Raw genomic sequence first — 18,346 nt, forward strand, 5'->3', positions numbered from 1 at the left:
ATGCGCGTCGTGATCGACCAGGATCTGTGCGGAACCACCGGGCAGTGCGTGCTGACGCTGCCGGGCACCTTTCGCCAGCGCGGACCGGACGGTGTGGCCGAAGTGAGCGTGGTGACGGTCCCGCAGGCGCTGCACGCCGCCGTGCGGCTCGCGGCCCGCCAGTGCCCGGTCGCCGCCATTCGGGTCATCGAAAGCGACGCTGGCGATGACGAGCGCGCCATCGCCGACCCTGCGCCTTGTCCGGCGGACGCCGAGCGGCATGCCGCGAAAGACCAACGCAATCCAGGAGGACACGATGGGACGGTTTGAAGGCAAGGTAGCCGTGGTGACCGGCGCCGGCGCCGGCATCGGGAAGGCATGCGCCCTCGCCATCGCGCGCGAGGGCGGCAAAGTGGTGGTGGCCGACATTGATGGCTCGGCGGCCATCGCCTGCACCGCGCAGATCGCGGCCGAAGCGGGCCACGCGCTGGCCCTGGCCATGGACATCGCCGATGCGCAGGCGGTGGCAGCGTTGTTCGAGAAGGCGGAGCGGCACTTCGGTGGGGTCGACCTGCTGGTGAACAACGCGAGCGCCATGCATCTGACCCCGCGCGACCGCACGATCCTCGACCTGGACTTGGCGGTCTGGGATCAGACCATGGCGACCAATCTGCGCGGCACGCTGCTCTGCTGCCGGCAGGCCATCCCACGGATGATCGCCCGCGGCGGTGGCGCGATCGTCAACATGTCGTCGTGCCAGGGACTCAGCGGTGACACCGCGCAGACGTCCTACGCCGCGTCGAAGGCGGCGATGAACATGCTGTCGGCCTCGCTCGCCACCCAATACGGTCATGCGCAGATCCGCTGCAACGCGGTTGCGCCGGGTCTCATCATGACCGAGCGTCTCCTTACCAAGCTGGACGAGTGGATGCAACGGCATCTACGCCGGCACCAGCTCCTGCCGCGCGTTGGCCGCCCCGAGGACGTGGCCGCGCTGGTGGCGTTCCTCCTCTCCGACGATGCTGCGTTCATCACCGGACAGGTCGTGTGCATCGACGGCGGCATGCTGGCGCATGTGCCGACGTACGCCGACGGCGGCAACAGCCCCGCCGCGCGGCCTGCCGGCGATACCGCCGAAGCGGAGCGCTGCTGATGGACATGCTGCTCAACCTGCTGAACCGTCGGCACCGGCTGCGGTACGACGTCCCGGTCGTGCCCGGCGCTTTCCCCCTTGTCGGGCATCTTCCTGCCATTGTCTGCGACCTGCCGCGCCTGCTGCAGCGCGCGGAACGGATGCTGGGCAGCCATTTCTGGCTGGATTTCGGCCCTGCCGGACACCAGATGACCTGCATGGATCCGGATGCGTTCGCACTGCTCCGGCACAAGGACGCGTCCTCGGCGCTGATCGCAGAGATTGCGCCCGAATTGCTTGGCGGAACGTTGGTCGCCCAGGACGCCGGCCCGCACCGGCAGGCGCGCGATGCAATCAAGGCGGCGTTTCTGCCCAAGGGGCTGACCCAGGGCGGCATCGGCGACCTGTTCGCGCCCGTCATCCGGGCGCGGGTGCAGGCGTGGCGCGACCGCGGCGACATAACCATCCTGCGCGAAACCAGCGACCTGATGCTCAAGCTCATCTTCAGCCTCATGGGAATCCCCGCGCAGACCTGCCGGGATGGCATCGCAAGTACCGGCAACTGCTGCAGTTGATCGTTGCACCCCGGGTCGACCTGCCCGGACTGCCCTTGCGGCGCGGCCGCGCCGCCCGCGACTGGATCGACGCGCAGTTGCGCCAGTTCGTCCGCGACGCACGCGCGCAGGCCGCGCGCACCGGGTTGATCAACGAGATGGTGAGCGCCTTCGATCGCAGCGACGATGCGCTCTCCGATGACGTCCTGGTCGCCAATATCCGCGTGCTGCTGCTTGCCGGTCACGACACCACCGCCTCGACGATGGTCTGGATGGTGATCGAGCTGGCGCGGCAGCCTGTGCTGTGGGACGCCCTGGTCGAGGAGGCGCAACGTGTGGGCGCGGTGCCGACCGAGCACGCGGACCTGGCGCAGTGTCCGGTTGCCGAGGCGCTGTTCCGCGAGACGGTGCGCATGCATCCGGCGGTCACGCTCCTGCCGCGTCGCGCGCTGCAGGAATTGCAACTCGGCCAACGGCGCATTCCCGCGGGCACCGATCTGTGCATCCCGCTGCTGCATTTCTCGACCTCGGCGCTGCTGCACGAGGCGCCTGATCAGTTCCGCCTGGCGCGGTGGCTGCAACGCACGGAGCCGATCCGGCCGGTGGACATGCTGCAGTTCGGTACCGGCCCACACGTCTGTATCGGCTACCACCTGGTATGGCTGGAACTGGTGCAGTTCTGCATCGCCTTGGCGCTGACCATGCACAAGGCCGGGGTGCGGCCGCGGTTGCTGAGCGGCGTCGACAAAGGCCAGCGCTATTACCCGACCGCACATCCGTCCATGACAATCCGCATCGGATTCTCATGAGCTGGCATCTCATGCCCCGTGTGGCGAGGCAGCGGCGCCGGCGAGGCGCGGCATTGCTGCACTCGGCGCGCGCGGTGCGACGCCGGCAACACCGCGGCGGCTCGCCGCTCGCCGTGGCCGTCTCCTGTCAGGTACAAGGACATGGACAACATGCAGACCGATTCCACGCTACACGAAGGCCGAACTAGCGTTTCCGCGCTCGGCGGATTGGGCGCGCAGGCGCGCGGCGCATCCGGCAGACTGCCGCCGGAGATCTGGATGCAGGACGGCGCAAAGCGGGTCGAACAGGCGCTGGCGCGTCTTCTCTGCGCCGAAGACGACGGTGAGTCCGAGCTGATGGCGGCGATGCGCTACGCCACCTTGCATGGCGGGAAGCGCACCCGCGCCTTGCTCTGTCTGGCTGCCGGAGCACTGGCCGATACGCCGGCGCACATGCTCGACGACGTGGGCGCCGCCATCGAGATGATGCACGCCTGTAGCCTGGTCCACGACGACCTGCCCGCGATGGACGACGACGTGCTTCGCCGCGGCCTTCCGACCGTGCACGTCAAGTTCGGCGAAGCCACTGCGATCCTGGTCGGCGATGCGTTGCAGGCGCACGCCTTCCTGACCCTGGCGAGTCTGGATGCGCCGGGCGACAATCGTATCGCGCTCGTGCGCGAACTGGCGCAGGCGGTGTCCGCCGAGGGTGCAGCAGGCGGGCAGGCCATGGATCTGTCGGTGGTCGGAAAGCACGTCGAGCTGGACCGGATCGTGGCGATGCACCGGATGAAGAGCGGAGCGCTCGTGCGCGCGTCCGTTCGCATGGGCGCGCTATGCGCCGTCAAGGAGGATGCCGCGCACGCTGCGCTGTACTGTGCGCTCGATCGCTACAGCGCCTGTTTCGGCCTGGCGTTGCAGGTGGTCGACGACATTCTCGACGTGACAGCGGATATCGCGACGCTGGGCAAGACCCCCGGCAAGGACGCGGCGGCGCAGAAGCCGACCTGCGCGTCGATCATGGGGCTGCAGGCAGCGCGCCAGTTCGCGCTGGATCTGTTGCGCGACGCCGGGGAGGCTATCGCCCCGCTGGGGCCGCGTGCGGAACGGTTGGCGCAGATGGTGCAGCGGGCCAACGCGTATCTGTTCAAGCACGCGCCATGCGCATGAGCGCGCCCGTCCGCATGGAGCCGCCCCTGTGCCGCTGCGATCGGCCGGCGGCCGCGGTGCATGCTGCACTGCGTCCGAGTCCACGGCGTCTGCCCCGATCCTGGTTCTCGTCAACCGTCTGCAGAAGGAACACCCCGCGTGAACGCGCTGTCCGAACAGATCCTTTCCGAATTGCGCCACCTGCTGAGCGGGATGAGCGACGGCGGCAGCGTCGGTCCGTCCGTCTACGACACGGCGCGAGCTCTGCAGTTCCACGGCAACGTCACCGGTCGGCAGGACGCATACGCGTGGCTCATCGCGCAGCAACAGGCCGATGGCGGATGGGGAAGCGCGGACTTCCCGCTGTTCCGCCATGCGCCCACGTGGGCGGCGTTGCTGGCATTGCAGCGTGCCGGTCCTCTTCCCGGCGCTGCCGACGCAGTCCAGGCTGCAACCCGATTCCTCGAGCGCCAGCCCGATCCCTACGCGCATGCGGTGCCGGAAGACGCGCCGATCGGCGCGGAGCTGATCCTGCCGCAGTTGTGCGGCGAGGCGGCATCCTTGCCGGGCGGGCTGGCGTTTCCGCGCCACCCGGCGCTGTTGCCGTTGCGGCAAGCGTGCTTGGTCAAGCTGGGGGCGGTGGCGACGTTGCCTAGCGGCCATCCGTTGCTGCACTCCTGGGAAGCCTGGGGGACGTCACCGACCACCGCGTATCCGGATGACGACGGCAGCATCGGCATCTCTCCGGCGGCCACCGCCGCGTGGCGTGCGCACGCCGTGACACAGGGGAGCACGCCGCAGGTCGGGCTCGCCGACGCGTATCTGCAGGCGGCATCGCGGGCGACGCGCAGCGGCATCGAAGGTGTCGTTCCCAACGTCTGGCCGATCAATGTGTTCGAGCCATGCTGGTCGCTGTACACCCTGCATCTGGCCGGGCTGTTCGCGCATCCCGCGCTCGCCGAGGCGGTGCGCGTGATCGTCGCGCAGCTCGACGCCCGCCTGGGCGTGCGCGGTCTGGGCCCGGCCTTGCACTTCGCGGCCGATGCGGACGACACCGCCGTTGCGTTGTGCGTCCTGCGCCTTGCAGGCCGCGACCCGGCTGTCGATGCGTTGCGCCATTTCGAGATCGGCGAGCTGTTCGTCACCTTCCCCGGCGAGCGCAATGCCTCGGTGTCGACCAACATCCATGCCCTTCATGCGTTGCGACTGTTGGGAAAGCCCGCCGCCGGCACCAGCGCCTACGTCGAGGCCAATCGCAACCCGCACGGTCTATGGGACAACGAAAAATGGCACGTTTCGTGGCTGTATCCCACCGCGCATGCGGTTGCTGCGCTTGCGCAAGGCAAGCCCCAGTGGCGCGACGAGCGCGCGCTGGCGGCGCTGCTGCAGGCGCAGCGCGACGACGGCGGCTGGGGCGCCGGTCGCGCGTCCACCTTCGAGGAAACCGCCTATGCGCTGTTCGCGTTGCACGTGATGGACGGGAGCGAAGAGCCGACGGGGCGCCGGCGCATCGCCCAGGCGGTGGCGCGTGCGCTGGAGTGGATGCTCGCCCGCCATGCGGCGCATGCATTGCCGCAGACGCCGCTGTGGATCGGCAAGGAACTGTATTGCCCCACCCGGGTCGTGCGCGTGGCCGAACTCGCCGGGTTGTGGCTAGCGCTTCGTTGGGGGCGGCACGTCCCGGCCGAGGGAGCAGGAGCGGCGTCATGATCCAGACCGAACGCGCGCTGCAGCAGGTGCTGGAGTGGGGGCGTTCCCTGACCGGGTTCGCCGACGAGCATGCCGTCGAAGCGGTCAGGGGCGGTCAGTACATCCTGCGACGCATCCGCCCGAGCCTGCGCTACACCAGCGCCCGCACCGGCCGCGATCCGCAGGACGAAACGCTGATCGTGGCGTTCTATCGCGAACTGGCGCTGCTGTTCTGGCTCGATGATTGCAACGATCTTGGCCTGATCGCGCCGGAGCAGCTCGCCGGGGTGGAGCAGACGCTGGGGCACGGCGTGCCGTGCGCGCTCCCCGGATTCGAGGGCTGCGCTGTGCTGCGCGCTTCGCTGGCCGCGCTCGCCTACGATCGGCGCGACTATTCTCAGCTTCTCGACGATACCCGGTGCTACTGCGCGGCGCTGCGGGCCGGACACGCGCAGGCGGCAGGGGCGGAACGCTGGTCCTACGCCGAGTACCTGCACAACGGCATCGATTCGATCGGCTACGCGAACGTGTTCTGTTGCCTGTCGTTGCTGTGGGGGCTGGACATGGCGACCTTGCGCGCGCGTCCGGCGTTTCGCCAGGTCCTGCGGCTCATCTGTGCGATAGGCCGCCTGCAAAACGATCTGCATGGACGCGACAAGGACAGGTCGGCCGGCGAGGCCGACAACGCGGCGATCCTGCTGCTGCAGCGCTATCCGGCTATGCCTGTGGTGGAGTTCCTCAACGACGAGCTGGCCGGCCATACGCGCATGCTGCACCGGGTGATGGCGGAAGAACGCTTTCCCGCGCCGTGGGGACCGTTGATCGAGGCCATGGCGGACATCCGCGCGCAGTACTACCAGACCTCGACCAGCCGCTACTGCAGCGACGCTGCGGAGGGGGGCCAGCGTGCGCCGGCGTGAACGCGCGGGAAGCGGCGGCGTGCGCGCTGCCGTCGGTCCGATCCGACGCAACGCCGACGCCGATGCGACGGATGGAGCGAGCATGAGCGACATCGCCCTGAGCCGGCGCAAGGACGACCATCTGGACATCGTGCTGAATCGGCGAACGGCGCCGGTCACGGTCGCCCCCGGCTGGGAGTGCATCCGTTTCGAACACTGCGCATTGCCCGAGTTGGACCTGACGCAGATCGACCTAGCGCGCCTCGCTGCGGGGCAAGACCTTGCGCTGGTCAGCTCCATGACCGGCGGCATGCCACGCGCCGAGGCCATCAACCGGCATCTGAGCGAGACAGCGCAAGCCTTGGGGATCGCCATGTGCGTCGGTTCGCAGCGCGTGAGCCTGCAATCCCGCAACTCCCAGGGCCTGACGCGCGCGCTGCGCCGCCTGGCCACAGACATTCCCTCGCTGGCCAATATCGGCGCCGCGCAACTGCGCGAGGCCGACGGCCTGGACCTGGCGCGCGGGGCGGTGGATGCGCTGGAGGCCAATGGACTCATCGTCCATCTCAATCCGGTGCAGGAAGCGGTACAGCCGGAGGGGGACCGGGACTGACGCGGTGTCCTGGCGCAGATCGCTCGCGCCGCGCGCAGCGTGGGCCTGCCAGCGTCGATATTGGCGAGGGACGTCGCACGATCCTCGACCGGCAGATAAGTCAGGTCGATATCGACCGGCGGGCGTAGAAGGGCTCTTACGAAGAGGTTGATGGCCGTGCCAAGCAAAGATATCCTCCTCAGCAACGAGTGGCAGAACCCGAACGAGGAGGCTGACTTGCGCGCGGTAAGTTTGAGGGGCATCGAGTGCCTCCGGCACAGTGATCTGATATTTGCTGTCCAGCCGACCTCCGACCACGATCTGGCGCTTGCCACGACCAAGACGATACATTCAAGATTGAGCCGGCCGAACCAGGGATGAGCGCCCCGTTCGGCGAACCAGAGAAATAGTCTCTTCACCTTCACGCTACGGCACGCTTTCAGCACTGTCTGAACCCGCGGCGGCATTCCAGGCTTAGGCTAAATCATGAGCCTGATCGCCGTGCCACACTCCCCGAATACATGAAATGAACTTGAGCGATCACCAACAGTGCCGTGGTGACAAGCATCAAGTCATTGATAAAAATGCTCTAGCTCTCCATTAGGGCGTCCCCTCGCAACTTCAGAGTCAGCGCCTTAGGTCAATCCATGATTGACAAAATTGCATTTAAGTAAAGTTTCAGTCGCGTCTGCTTCAAAAATTCTGCCATAGTGGCAAATATGAATGGACAACCAACGACAAAGCTAAAGCAGCTTCTTCAACAAGTTCCCCCCGGTTTTCTCGTGGATTCGGGGTGGATGACCCGTCACGCCATCTCCCGGCAATCCGTCTCAGGGTACATCAAACAGGGCTGGCTCGAGCCGGTCATGCCCGGTGTCTACCGCCGACCGTTCTCGCTGGACGCCACTTCAGAGGCTACCGTCGGCTGGAAGATCCCCCTGCTTTCGGCTGTGTGGCTCATGCAGCACAAATTTCATGTCGGGGGGGCAAGCTCTCTATCCTTGCGAGGGCATGTCCACTACCTTTCCTTAGGCGGCGACTTCACCCTCTATCTCTATGGCTCCGACATCCCGTCATGGCTGCCCAAGTTGCGGACGGACGCCCGAGTGAAGGTCAAAAGCAACGCCCTATTCGGCGACGGAACGACGGGGGTTGAAAACGCCGATTTCGATCTCTCGACCGACGATGATCCAGAGCTGGTGCAGAGCCCGTGGCGCTGGCCAATGCCGATGTCGTCACCTGAACGTGCGATCCTTGAAATGCTTGACGAAATTCCGAAGGGCGAAAGCTTCCACAAGGTCGACGTGACGTTCGAGAGCCTTGGCAATCTCCGTCCGCGGTTGCTGACGACGCTGCTAACCATATGCCGAAGCGTGAAAACCAAACGTCTCTTCTTTGTCTTTGCTGACAAGCACAATCATGCATGGCGCCGACACATCGACATGTCAGCAATCGATCTCGGAAAGGGCGACCGGGCGCTAACACAAGGCGGACGTCTGCACCCCATCTATCGCATCACAATCCCCGCAGAATTGATGCCCACGGAAACCCCGTATGGCACGTGAACAATATATGCGACAGGTCGATCTTCTGGTGCGGACCTTGCCTTTCATCGCCCGCCACGAGGCGTTCGCGCTGAAAGGTGGCACGGCGATCAACCTCTTTTATCGCAATATGCCAAGGCTCTCGATCGACATCGACCTGACCTACCTCCCGATCGAGGATCGCGAAACGACGCTGAAAAACATTGACACGATCCTCGAGAATATTCGCGAGGATCTGCTACGCAATCTCCGCGGCGTCAGCGTCAAGAGGATGGCCGGCGGCGGTAACAACGACACCCGCGTTCTCGTCCGCCAGGGAACCGCCGAGATCAAAATCGAGACATCGCCTGTCGCAAGAGGCACCGTACATGCACCCGAGCGCCGACGTGTCAGCGAGGTCGTGGAGAATACATTCGGCTTTGCCGAAATGCAGATCGTCTCGTTCGAGGATCTGTTCGGTGGAAAACTGCATGCGGCGGTTGATCGCCAGCATCCTCGCGACCTGTTCGATGTGAAGCTGCTATATGAAAACGAAGGACTAACCGATGCCCTGTTCCGGACATTCCTGATCTACGTCGCAAGCTCCGGGCGCCCGCCGCACGAATTGGTCAGGCCCTCGCTCACAGAACTCGATGAGCCCTTCGTGAAGGAATTCGAGGGGATGACGACCGAGCCCGTCAGCCTCGACGATCTGAAAGTAGCGAAGAGCCGGATGACGGCAGATCTTCTTACACGGCTCGACGACAAGGCAATGCGCTTTCTGCTGTCACTCCACGATGGCGAACCGGATTTCGAAGCAATCGGGCTGCCACAAGCGGCCGATCTGCCGGCCGTTCGTTGGAAGATTCTCAACCTCGAGAAGCTGAAGGCGCAGAATCCCAAAAAACAGGCCGAGCAACGGCGAGAGATCGAGGGGCTTCGGTCATATAGCTAGCTCCATCCCCGAAACACGTTAAGCAGCGGAGTATTCAGTGCCATCATGCAGCCGCAACGACATTAGAGGGGACTCTATGGCGGCAGCATTGATCTTGGAGGAGATGACCAAGCTTAATGCGGATACGAGCGGCCGAGAAGCTCGGCCTAGAAACCGGCGGCCATCCAAAAACGGCCATCGGCCGTTTGTTGACTCGCTGTTCGAGCCTGAGCAAGCGGCCACCCGGTCTGCTTAGTGCCCTCAGAGGACCATCGACCTCGCGCGGGATCTCTGCGCATAGCCGACGCGAGCCTCGGGATTGGCTCGATTCAAGGGAGCGCCGTCAGCGGAAGCCCAATAGCGAGCTCAAGTAGAGCAATAAAATCTGAGTCGGGTATTCGCTCTGGCACAGGCAGTCCGCATGGCGTCCCAGTACATAAGGAACTGCCGCAGACGGTTCTCCCATGGTGCTTCGTCCAGACCGTCCACGAGCGCTTCCCTGCGCGCCATCTTTGCGCCGACGATCCAGATTTCACGATCGAAGGACGGATTGCGTCACGACGCGTGGGAACCCTGCTTCAGATGAATGCCTTTTGCGCGTCCGACAACTGCGATGGCGTTATCGTCTTCATTCATTTTCCCAACCAGGGAAACCACCGGAAAACTCTAACCAAAGGGTTCAGATCAATCTGAAACCGCACTGATATGGCCGGGTTGAACACGTCCAAGGAAATGATTGAAACAAGTTTGTAACACGGCTCGCGCATTTCGGAGGCACGCGGTGTTGAGATAGTTCGCGACCCTCCGTTGTAAGCAACTCGTCCTCGAAACAGACCTTTCATCGTGCGGCGGGGCGCAATCATGGCCGCCTCCGCTCATGCTAAGGTTGTGGTTAGTAGTCAGAGCGGAGCCGGCGACGAGATGTCGGTCACGGCGGTTGAAACGCCGCGTCATTATCTTAAGGAAGACGATGGGCGGCGCTGCAACCTGCCGGTCTCTTTTCACTTTACTGAATGAAATCATCTCTATTCTGAGACTCGCGGTCGCCCGTCCGTGCAGGCAGCGCGCTGGTGCCTAAGAAGCCGACGCGAGGAAAGGCAATCGCAACGTCCGGATGAGCGGTCGTATTAACTTTCCGTCACGAACCGAAATCCATGGGCTCCAATGTCCGCAGCCCGGCACCTTGCAGCCGTCCTCGCCGTTGACCGCAGACGAGTCATCAACTGCCGCTTGCGCATTTCCATGGCGTGGATGTTTCGCATTCACAAAATCGATTTTACGTATTTGCGGGTGTACTGCATTAGGAAAATATTACTTTTGACGAACATCAAGCGGGCTGACGGTGAGCGCATTGAGAGACCCATCAGAGTTGGAACGCCTGGCTAGTCGTTGGCTGCATCACGATCGCTGACGGCAGCGTCAGCCAAAACGCCTTCGATCGCGTGGTACGTGTCCCAGGAAAACAGAAAGAAATGAGGAGGTCTTCCGTGTGCTCTCGGGTGCGATGGACGCTGCGGTGGGAAAGTGAATTGCAACTCGACGACCATGTCGAGCTCGCAAGTTTCTTTCGAAAGACTTATGGACCGACTGGCGCCTTTAACGCCAAACCATTCGAAGGCAGTCGCAGTTGGGCCGGAGCCAGGCCTGAGCTGCGAGCAATTGCCTACGACTCGAACGGTGTAGCGGCTCACATGGGCTTGCTGCGTCGGTTCATCAAGGTTGGCGAGGTCGATCTGCTAGTGGCCGAGCTAGGGCTATATGGCGTGCGACCGGACCTTGAGGGACTTGGTATCAGTCACTCACTCCGCGTCATGTACCCAGTCTTGCAGCAACTTCGTGTCCCGTTTGGTTTCGGTGCAGTTCGGCACGCGTTGCAGAAGCACGTCGAAAGATTCGGTCGGCACGTGCCGGCGACCGTTCTGTCGGGGATTCGCGTGCGGTCCACGCTCCCAGATGCGCGTCTCGATCTGCCTCCCACGCGCATTGAGGACGTACTCGTCGTCGTCTTCCCGGTTGAATCGGCCATGTCTGATTGGCCGACCGCCACGTTTATTGATCGCAATGGGCCAGAGCTGTGACACACTTTGACTGCTTATCAAGAGTGTGCAGTACGTGCAGCGACTGCGCTGGTGGCCGCAAGGTCTATCTGACCTTTGACGATGGTCCCAATCCACTTTGCACGCCGGAAATTCTGGACGTGCTGAAACAACACCGTGTGCCGGCGACTTTTTTCGTTATCGGCGCCTACGCGGCAGAACAGCCGGACCTGATCCGGCGAATGATTGCAGAAGGGCACGAAGTCGCTAACCACACCATGACGCATCCAGATCTGTCCAGATGCGAACCTAGCGATGTGCGTCATGAAATACTTGAGGCGAATAGGATCATCAGTATGGCCTGCCCCGAGGCATCGGTCCGGCATGTGCGCGCGCCCTTTGGCATCTGGAGCGAAGAGGTGCTTACGACATCAGCGGTCGCTGGACTGGCGCCCCTCCACTGGTCGGTAGATCCACGGGACTGGTCTCGCCCCGGCGTCGATGCGATTGTCGATGCAGTGCTTGCCTCTGTCCAGCCCGGCGCAATTGTGCTTTTGCACGACGGATGTCCTCCCGACGAGGTCAGGCCGGGCACCAAGGACAGTCTGCGCGACCAAACCGTCGTTGCGCTCACCCGGTTGATTCCAGCGTTACACGAGCGCGGATTTGCAATCTCCTCGCTTCCTCAACATCCCTGAACAAAGTGACATCCCATGGACCTGCTTAACACAATCGGCATTGGCGCTGTCTCCTGTTATGCGCTGCTCTCGACCGCTTATAAAAGCATGCAGACAGTGTACGCTAGGCCGAAAGACCACTCATTGGCTTCAGACGACTTGGTGTTCCACACCCCTCCGCCGAGCGTGGATGTCATTGTCCCCTGCTACAACGAGGATCCGAGCACGCTCTCCGAGTGCCTGGCTTCCATTGCAAATCAGGACTACGCCGGAAAACTGCGCGTCTACGTGGTTGACGACGGTTCTGCCAATCGCGAGAAATTGGCACCTGTACACCACACCTATGTGGGGGACCCGAGATTCAACTTCGTCTTGCTACGCGAGAATGTCGGAAAGCGCAAGGCGCAAATCGCTGCCATACGCCGGTCATCTGGAGACTTGGTGCTCAACGTCGACTCGGACACGACACTAGCGTCCGACGTCGTCACGAAGCTCGCGCTGAAGATGCAAAATCCAGACATCGGTGCGGCCATGGGCCAATTGACCGCCAGCAACCGAAACGACACTTGGTTGGCCAGACTAATCGACATGGAGTACTGGCTCGCCTGCAATGAGGAGCGTGCGGCACAGGCTCGTTTCGGTGCCGTTCTGTGCTGCTGCGGTCCATGTGCTATGTACCGCCGGTCTGCTCTTCTTTTGCTACTTGACCAATACGAGTCGCAATATTTTCGGGGCAAACCAAGCGACTTCGGTGAAGATCGCCACCTCACCATTTTGATGCTGAAGGCAGGTTTTCGCACCGAGTACGTTCCAGACGCGATAGCAGCAACCGTCGTCCCGGATAGGATGGGCCCGTATCTGCGCCAACAACTCCGCTGGGCGCGGAGCACTTTCCGCGACACGTTGCTTGCGTTGCGACTACTACCGGGTCTCAACCACTATATCACGTTGGATGTGGTCGGACAAAATCTAGGGCCGTTACTTCTCGCGCTGACGGTCCTGGCGGGACTCGCGCAAGTCGTGCTGACAGCTACAGTGCCTTGGTGGACAGTCATGATGATTGCCTTCATGACCATGATCCGCTGCAGCGTGGCCTCCTTCCGTGCTCGCCAACTCCGTTTTCTGGCGTTTTCTTTGCATACGCCCATCAACTTGTTTGTCTTGCTCCCTTTGAAGGCCTACGCCCTTTGTACATTGAGCAATAGCGATTGGCTGTCGCGCAACTCTCCTGTGAAGGGGACAGACGCGGGTGGAGAAGTCTTCGTTCCACACCCGAAGAGCGAAACGAGTGCTGGAGCAACGCCGGGATATGCAGCGCCGCTTCGAAGGCTGAACCTTGCACGGGACTCTTCAACCGTGACACCCGCAGGTGTCTGCAGCGACGACTGATCGCGCACGTTGTTTCGGAGGGTGAATTTTGACCAAGGCCAACAACTACCAACTATTGCAAAGTGAGCTGGCGGCGGAGGATCCATGGCGGCTCGACGGCAATGAGTTCGAGCGCGAGCGGCACACGCAGATGCTTCGGATGTCGCTTTGCCAAGGTCCCATCACAAACGCACTTGAAGTCGGGTGCGCGGCCGGCGCATTTACGGAAAAGCTGGCGCCTCATTGCGAACGGCTCACTGTGATTGATGTTGTGCCTCAAGCGATTGCTCGAACGAAGCAACGGATGAAAGAGGCGACACACATCAACTGGATCGTCGCTGACGTTCAACAGTTCTCGACTGAGCAGCTCTTCGATCTGATCGTAGTGGCCGAAGTTCTTTATTACCTTGAGGATGTAGCCGCGATGCGGGTGGCCATTCATAACCTGGTGAGCATGCTTGCGCCGGGTGGGCACCTGGTTTTTGGATCGGCGCGCGATGCAAATTGCCGGCGTTGGGGCCACGTCGCCGGTGCTGAGACCGTCTTGGCGCTGCTGAACGAAACGCTGATCGAGGCGGAGCGGCTTGATTGCCGGGGCGGATCGACCAACGAAGACTGCTTGCTCGCCCGTTTTCGGAATGCCGACGTCTGATTAATCGAATTTGTCCGTCATTATACATGGAGATACTATGCGCATCTGTGGCATCAAGCTGACCCATGATGGGGCTATCGCCCTTGTCGAGGATGGACGGCTCGTCTTCTGCATTGAGCAGGAGAAGCGTGATAACAATCCGCGATATCAAACAATCGAGAATCTCGACGCCGTTGTCACCGCTTTGGCGCAACACGGCCTGAGCGTGCGGGATGTTGATCAGTTTGTTATCGATGGCTGGGACGGCGAGGTCGAGTCGCAGTTCCAGGTCCTCAGTGGGGCGACCGCTCTTACCCTCAAAGGGGCGCCTTACGTCGAACGCTATGCCGAGGGGCTTCTCGACGGGCTCGCCGGCTCAGATCTGACGCTTGACGGGCAGGCTTTTAGCTATAAAAGCTATCCGCATGTGACGAGCCATGTGGCCTCCGCATACTGCACCAGCCCCTTTGCCAAGTCCGGACAAGCTGCATTTTGCTTGGTGTGGGACGGCTGCATATTCCCGCGCCTATATTATGTAGAGGGCAAGGGTGCCCGCTTCGTCAAATCTCTGTTCCCGGTGATCGGCCAAGCCTACGCCGCTGCGGGCCATTTTTTCGGTCCCTATAAGCAGGCGAGTCGCGGCGGTTGGGATCTGGGGGTAGCCGGCAAGCTGATGGCCTATATCGCGCTGGGCTCGATGGATGAACGCATCGTTGCGGTTTTCCAGAAGCTCTACGACGAACGCTTTGCCGGCGATACGGACCTCGCCCTCACCTACCGCGCAAACATCGACAACGCAGAGTCATCGCTTGCGGCTGTACACGATTTTTTCGCTGCCAGCGCGCTCGAATTGGCGGCCGACCTGCCTGAAGATGTGCTTGCATCTTTTCATGTTTTCCTCGAGCGTCTTGTTGTGGATGAAATGGCGATTGCCATGCAGCAGCATTCGTTTCCGGGGCCGCGCAATCTGTGCATAGCCGGTGGCTGCGGGCTCAACATCAAATGGAACAGTGCACTGCGTGAGGCTGGGCTGTTCGATGCAGTCTGGGTGCCGCCCTTCCCGAATGACAGCGGCTCTGCAATTGGTGCAGCTTGCTGTGGGCTCGTGGCAGAGCAAGGTTTCGTGCCGCTGGAGTGGTCAGTCTACAGTGGCCTGACCCTGCAAGTAGGCGATGTGCCGACCGGTTGGGACGCTACGCCGTGCAGCATCCGGGAACTTGCGGCCATCCTCGCCAGCGACAAGCCCGTGGTTTTCCTGTCCGGGCGCGCTGAGCTCGGACCACGGGCGTTGGGAGGAAGAAGCATTCTGGCAGCCGCCACCTCGCCAGAAATGAAGGATTATCTCAACGACATCAAATTTCGTGAACACTTCCGGCCGGTGGCGCCGATATGCCTGGAGGACCGTGCGCCGGAAATATTCAGCCCCGGAACGCCCGATCCATACATGTTATTCGATCACCAGACGAAGAAGGAGTGGCAGGACAAAGTTCCTGCAGTTGTACACCTTGACGGATCTGCGCGGCTACAAACGATTTCCAGGAGCTCTCAGCACAAAGTCGCCGAGGTCCTCATCGAATATGAAAAACTCACGGGCATTCCGCTGCTTTGCAACACGAGTGCCAATTATCATGGGCGTGGCTTCTTCCCAAGCACAGCTGCAGCCTGCGAGTGGGGACGCGTTGAAAACGTATGGTGCGACGGCATGCTGTTCAGGAAAACGCATGTAACTGATCAATCGCCGGGCGTAACCTTCACGGGAAGATGAACGCATGTCGATGTCAGCAATCGACCTTACCGGTGTAAGGAAGAAATATCATGACAAGGTCGTTGTCGACGAGGTGTCGTTCACCGTGGCGGCGGGAGAGTGCTTCGGCCTGCTGGGACCGAACGGTGCCGGCAAAAGCACAATCACGCGCATGGTTCTCGGCATGGCACCACCTGACGCCGGCAAGATCACCGTACTCGGGATGCCCGTACCAGCACGCGCTCGGTTAGCGCGTGGGCGTATCGGCGTGGTCCCGCAGTTCGACAATCTTGATCATGCATTCACGGTGCGCGAGAACCTGTTGGTGTTCGGTCGCTACTTCGGCATGAGCACACGCGAGGTCGAAGCGGCCATCCCGCCGCTGCTTGAGTTCGCCCGCCTTGAGAGCAAGGCGGATTCGCGCGTCGCTGCACTATCCGGCGGGATGAAACGGCGCCTGACGCTCGCGCGTGCGCTGATCAACGACCCGCAACTGCTTGTAATGGATGAGCCGACCACCGGCCTCGATCCACATGCGCGCCACCTGATCTGGGAACGCTTGCGCTTGCTGCTGGCGCGCGGCAAGACAATCATCTTGACGACCCACTTTATGGAAGAGGCTGAACGACTGTGCGACCGCCTGTGCGTGCTCGATGGAGGGCGCATCATCGCTGAGGGCCGCCCACACGCGCTGATCGAGGAGCAGATCGGCTGCCCCGTGCTTGAGATCTACGGCGGCAATCCGCGAGAGCTGCGCGCGCTCATCAGTCCTTACGCGGAGCGTATCGAAGTGAGCGGCGAGACTATCTTTTGCTATGCGGCCGATCCCGAGCAGGTGCGCGTGCAACTTCGCGGGCGCACGGATCTGCGCCTTTTGCAACGTCCCCCGAATCTGGAGGATGTGTTCTTGCGGCTGACCGGGCGCGACATGGAGAAATGAATAATGGTTGAAGGCTGGGCGGCGGCCATGCCCGCCAACGCATGGAATTGGATCGCCGTATGGCGCCGCAACTACCTGGCGTGGAAGAAAATCGCGATCGCGTCTATCCTTGGGAATCTCGCCGATCCGTTGATCTATCTGTTCGCGCTCGGCTTTGGCCTTGGAATAATGGTAGGTCGCGTCGAGGGTGCTTCCTATATTGCTTTTCTCGCAGCCGGCATGGTCGCGGCAAGCGCGATGACCTCGGCGACTTTCGAAACCATTTATGCGGCGTTCGGTCGAATGCATGCTCAGCGAAGCTGGGAAGCAATCCTGTGCACGCAACTCACGCTCGGCGACATCATTCTCGGTGAACTGGCGTGGGCAGCCACTAAGGCTTTCTTAGCGGGCACGGCTATCACGATTGTTGCCAGCGTCCTGGGCTATACGGCCTGGCCATCCGCTCTCTACGCGCTGCCAGTCGTAGCCCTTACCGGGTTCGCCTTCGCGAGCCTGGCGATGGTCGTGACCGCCCTTGCGCCCAGTTACGACTATTTCATCTTTTACCAGACACTCGTCATCACACCGATGTTGTTCCTGGGCGGCGCGGTGTTTCCAGTCTCGCAACTGCCGAGCGCTTTTCAGCAGGTGGGGCGCTTCCTGCCGCTCGCGCATTCAGTGGATCTTCTTCGCCCTGCATTGCTCGGCCGACCGGGTGACAATGTCGCTCTGCACATCGGCGCACTGTGTGTCTTCACAGTATTGCCGTTCTTCCTGTCGGTGGCACTGTTACGCCGGCGCCTCATGCCTTGATGCCACTTACCACCATTTGAGGAAAAGGAGATCCGTGATGCGGCATCTGTTCGCCCCAGTAGAGAGCAGGTCTTTATTATGACCTATCCCGCGGCGCCACCTGAGCCATTTGCAATCCTTGGGATGCCAAGGACCGGCACGCATTACCTGGAAGCATTGTTGAACGAGCATCCGAACGTGTTGAGCAATGGTGAGTTGCTCAATCCATATGATGCGAATTGGCCGGATAAGGATCGCCTTTTGCGCAGCGATCGCGAACTGCTCGAGCTTGCCTACTTGCACAGTACTGCACGCAAGGAGAAAGTGACCCACGTTGGCTGCAAGATCAACGAACCTCAGTTCAAGGAGCGCCCAGGCTTTCTTTGCGAGCTTGCCCGTTGGCCGGGTATCAAAATCATCTTAGTGGCTCGTGAAAACACTTTGGAATCGCTGCGCTCGCTGGTGCAGGCGAGACGTTCCGGGCACTGGCTGAAGTTCAGTTCCGACAAGGATGTGGCTCCGCCGCCCCGCGTCAGACTGTCGATCGCCGAATGCGAGACTTACTTCAAAACCACCGAAGATTTCCACGCCCAGGTCCAAAGCTCGTTTGCGTCTAGCAATACGCTCATGATCGAGTATGAGGGTCTTCTTGGCGACCCAGCCGGACGCCTGGCGACGATTTGCGATTTCCTAGGCGTCGCTCCGCTTCAACATTCTGGTGAGGTCCTGATTGAGCGACAGGAACAGCGGCCGCTGAATGAAACACTCGAGAATTTCCATGAGTTGCGGGTTCACTTTGCCGGAGGGCCCTATGCGAGATTTTTTGAGGTCAGCGATATGCTCGAACGCCCGCAGTAACCGATTATCTCATTAATCTGCGACGGCGTGACGCGGGATAGCACGAGCATCCTGTACGCCCGCTGTAGTCGATTTCACTGGA

Annotated in this window: 16 protein-coding genes and 2 pseudogenes; 17 read left to right on the forward strand and 1 reads right to left on the reverse strand. The window is 61.7% G+C overall.

Translation table 11 applies throughout. The features are described from left to right. From GHK62_RS13140 to GHK62_RS13170, 7 genes and pseudogenes are all read left to right on the forward strand, one after another. Complete coding sequence (locus tag GHK62_RS13140; RefSeq protein ID WP_153439635.1) at positions 1–309, forward strand: ferredoxin; 309 nt, start codon at positions 1–3, stop codon at positions 307–309. Next, positions 296–1,132, forward strand: a complete 837-nt coding sequence (locus GHK62_RS13145; RefSeq protein ID WP_153439636.1) for an SDR family oxidoreductase — start codon at positions 296–298, stop codon at positions 1,130–1,132. Before GHK62_RS13140 ends, GHK62_RS13145 begins: the two co-directional genes overlap by 14 nt. Then, positions 1,132–2,474 (forward strand): annotated as a pseudogene (locus tag GHK62_RS13150) (cytochrome P450). Before GHK62_RS13145 ends, GHK62_RS13150 begins: the two are co-directional and overlap by 1 nt. A 141-nt stretch (positions 2,475–2,615) precedes the next feature. Beyond that, on the forward strand, positions 2,616–3,623 hold the full coding sequence (locus GHK62_RS13155) for a polyprenyl synthetase family protein (RefSeq protein ID WP_184108972.1): 1,008 nt from the start codon (positions 2,616–2,618) through the stop codon (positions 3,621–3,623). Positions 3,624–3,761: 138 nt separating this feature from the next. Next, positions 3,762–5,312: a hypothetical protein gene (locus tag GHK62_RS13160; protein WP_184108974.1), complete on the forward strand. Its 1,551-nt coding sequence runs from the start codon at positions 3,762–3,764 to the stop codon at positions 5,310–5,312. Then, entirely contained in the window at positions 5,309–6,211 is a 903-nt protein-coding gene (locus GHK62_RS13165; RefSeq protein ID WP_153439637.1) for a terpene synthase family protein, read from the forward strand. Before GHK62_RS13160 ends, GHK62_RS13165 begins: the two co-directional genes overlap by 4 nt. 82 nt (positions 6,212–6,293) lie before the next feature. After that, positions 6,294–6,803: a beta/alpha barrel domain-containing protein gene (locus GHK62_RS13170; protein WP_234886878.1), complete on the forward strand. Its 510-nt coding sequence runs from the start codon at positions 6,294–6,296 to the stop codon at positions 6,801–6,803. 377 nt (positions 6,804–7,180) lie between these two features. Here GHK62_RS13170 and GHK62_RS34250 read toward each other — a convergent pair. Beyond that, a pseudogene (locus GHK62_RS34250) lies at positions 7,181–7,249 on the reverse strand (hypothetical protein); the annotation flags it as partial. A 252-nt stretch (positions 7,250–7,501) separates the two neighbouring features. Between GHK62_RS34250 and GHK62_RS13185 the strand changes: the two are divergent. From GHK62_RS13185 to GHK62_RS13230, 10 genes are all read left to right on the forward strand, one after another. Further along, a complete protein-coding gene (locus GHK62_RS13185) occupies positions 7,502–8,347 on the forward strand; it encodes a type IV toxin-antitoxin system AbiEi family antitoxin domain-containing protein (RefSeq protein ID WP_153439638.1) in 846 nt (281 codons plus the stop codon). After that, on the forward strand, positions 8,337–9,260 hold the full coding sequence (locus GHK62_RS13190) for a nucleotidyl transferase AbiEii/AbiGii toxin family protein (RefSeq protein ID WP_153439639.1): 924 nt from the start codon (positions 8,337–8,339) through the stop codon (positions 9,258–9,260). Before GHK62_RS13185 ends, GHK62_RS13190 begins: the two co-directional genes overlap by 11 nt. 1,466 nt (positions 9,261–10,726) lie before the next feature. Beyond that, positions 10,727–11,317: a NodA family N-acyltransferase gene (locus tag GHK62_RS13195; RefSeq protein WP_184108976.1), complete on the forward strand. Its 591-nt coding sequence runs from the start codon at positions 10,727–10,729 to the stop codon at positions 11,315–11,317. Then, positions 11,314–11,973 (forward strand): chitooligosaccharide deacetylase NodB, encoded by a 660-nt coding sequence (gene nodB / locus GHK62_RS13200; protein ID WP_184108978.1) that lies wholly within the window; start codon positions 11,314–11,316, stop codon positions 11,971–11,973. The genes GHK62_RS13195 and nodB overlap by 4 nt, the downstream gene beginning before the upstream one ends. A 15-nt stretch (positions 11,974–11,988) precedes the next feature. Then, on the forward strand, positions 11,989–13,341 hold the full coding sequence (gene nodC, locus GHK62_RS13205; RefSeq protein WP_153439641.1) for a chitooligosaccharide synthase NodC: 1,353 nt from the start codon (positions 11,989–11,991) through the stop codon (positions 13,339–13,341). 28 nt (positions 13,342–13,369) lie between these two features. After that, positions 13,370–13,972 carry a nodulation methyltransferase NodS gene (nodS, locus tag GHK62_RS13210; RefSeq protein WP_153439642.1) on the forward strand — a complete coding sequence of 201 codons (603 nt, stop codon included), beginning with the start codon at positions 13,370–13,372 and terminating at the stop codon, positions 13,970–13,972. A gap of 37 nt (positions 13,973–14,009) precedes the next feature. Beyond that, entirely contained in the window at positions 14,010–15,716 is a 1,707-nt protein-coding gene (gene nodU / locus GHK62_RS13215; protein WP_153439643.1) for a nodulation protein NodU, read from the forward strand. 4 nt (positions 15,717–15,720) lie between these two features. Then, positions 15,721–16,635: a nodulation factor ABC transporter ATP-binding protein NodI gene (nodI, locus tag GHK62_RS13220; RefSeq protein ID WP_153439644.1), complete on the forward strand. Its 915-nt coding sequence runs from the start codon at positions 15,721–15,723 to the stop codon at positions 16,633–16,635. 3 nt (positions 16,636–16,638) lie between these two features. After that, positions 16,639–17,427: an ABC transporter permease gene (locus GHK62_RS13225; RefSeq protein ID WP_153439645.1), complete on the forward strand. Its 789-nt coding sequence runs from the start codon at positions 16,639–16,641 to the stop codon at positions 17,425–17,427. Positions 17,428–17,505: 78 nt separating this feature from the next. Then, positions 17,506–18,264 (forward strand): sulfotransferase, encoded by a 759-nt coding sequence (locus GHK62_RS13230; protein WP_153439646.1) that lies wholly within the window; start codon positions 17,506–17,508, stop codon positions 18,262–18,264. Positions 18,265–18,346 lie beyond the last annotated feature (82 nt).

Origin of the sequence: Sinorhizobium terangae, from assembly GCF_009601505.1 — a bacterium.
GTDB lineage: Bacteria > Pseudomonadota > Alphaproteobacteria > Rhizobiales > Rhizobiaceae > Sinorhizobium > Sinorhizobium terangae.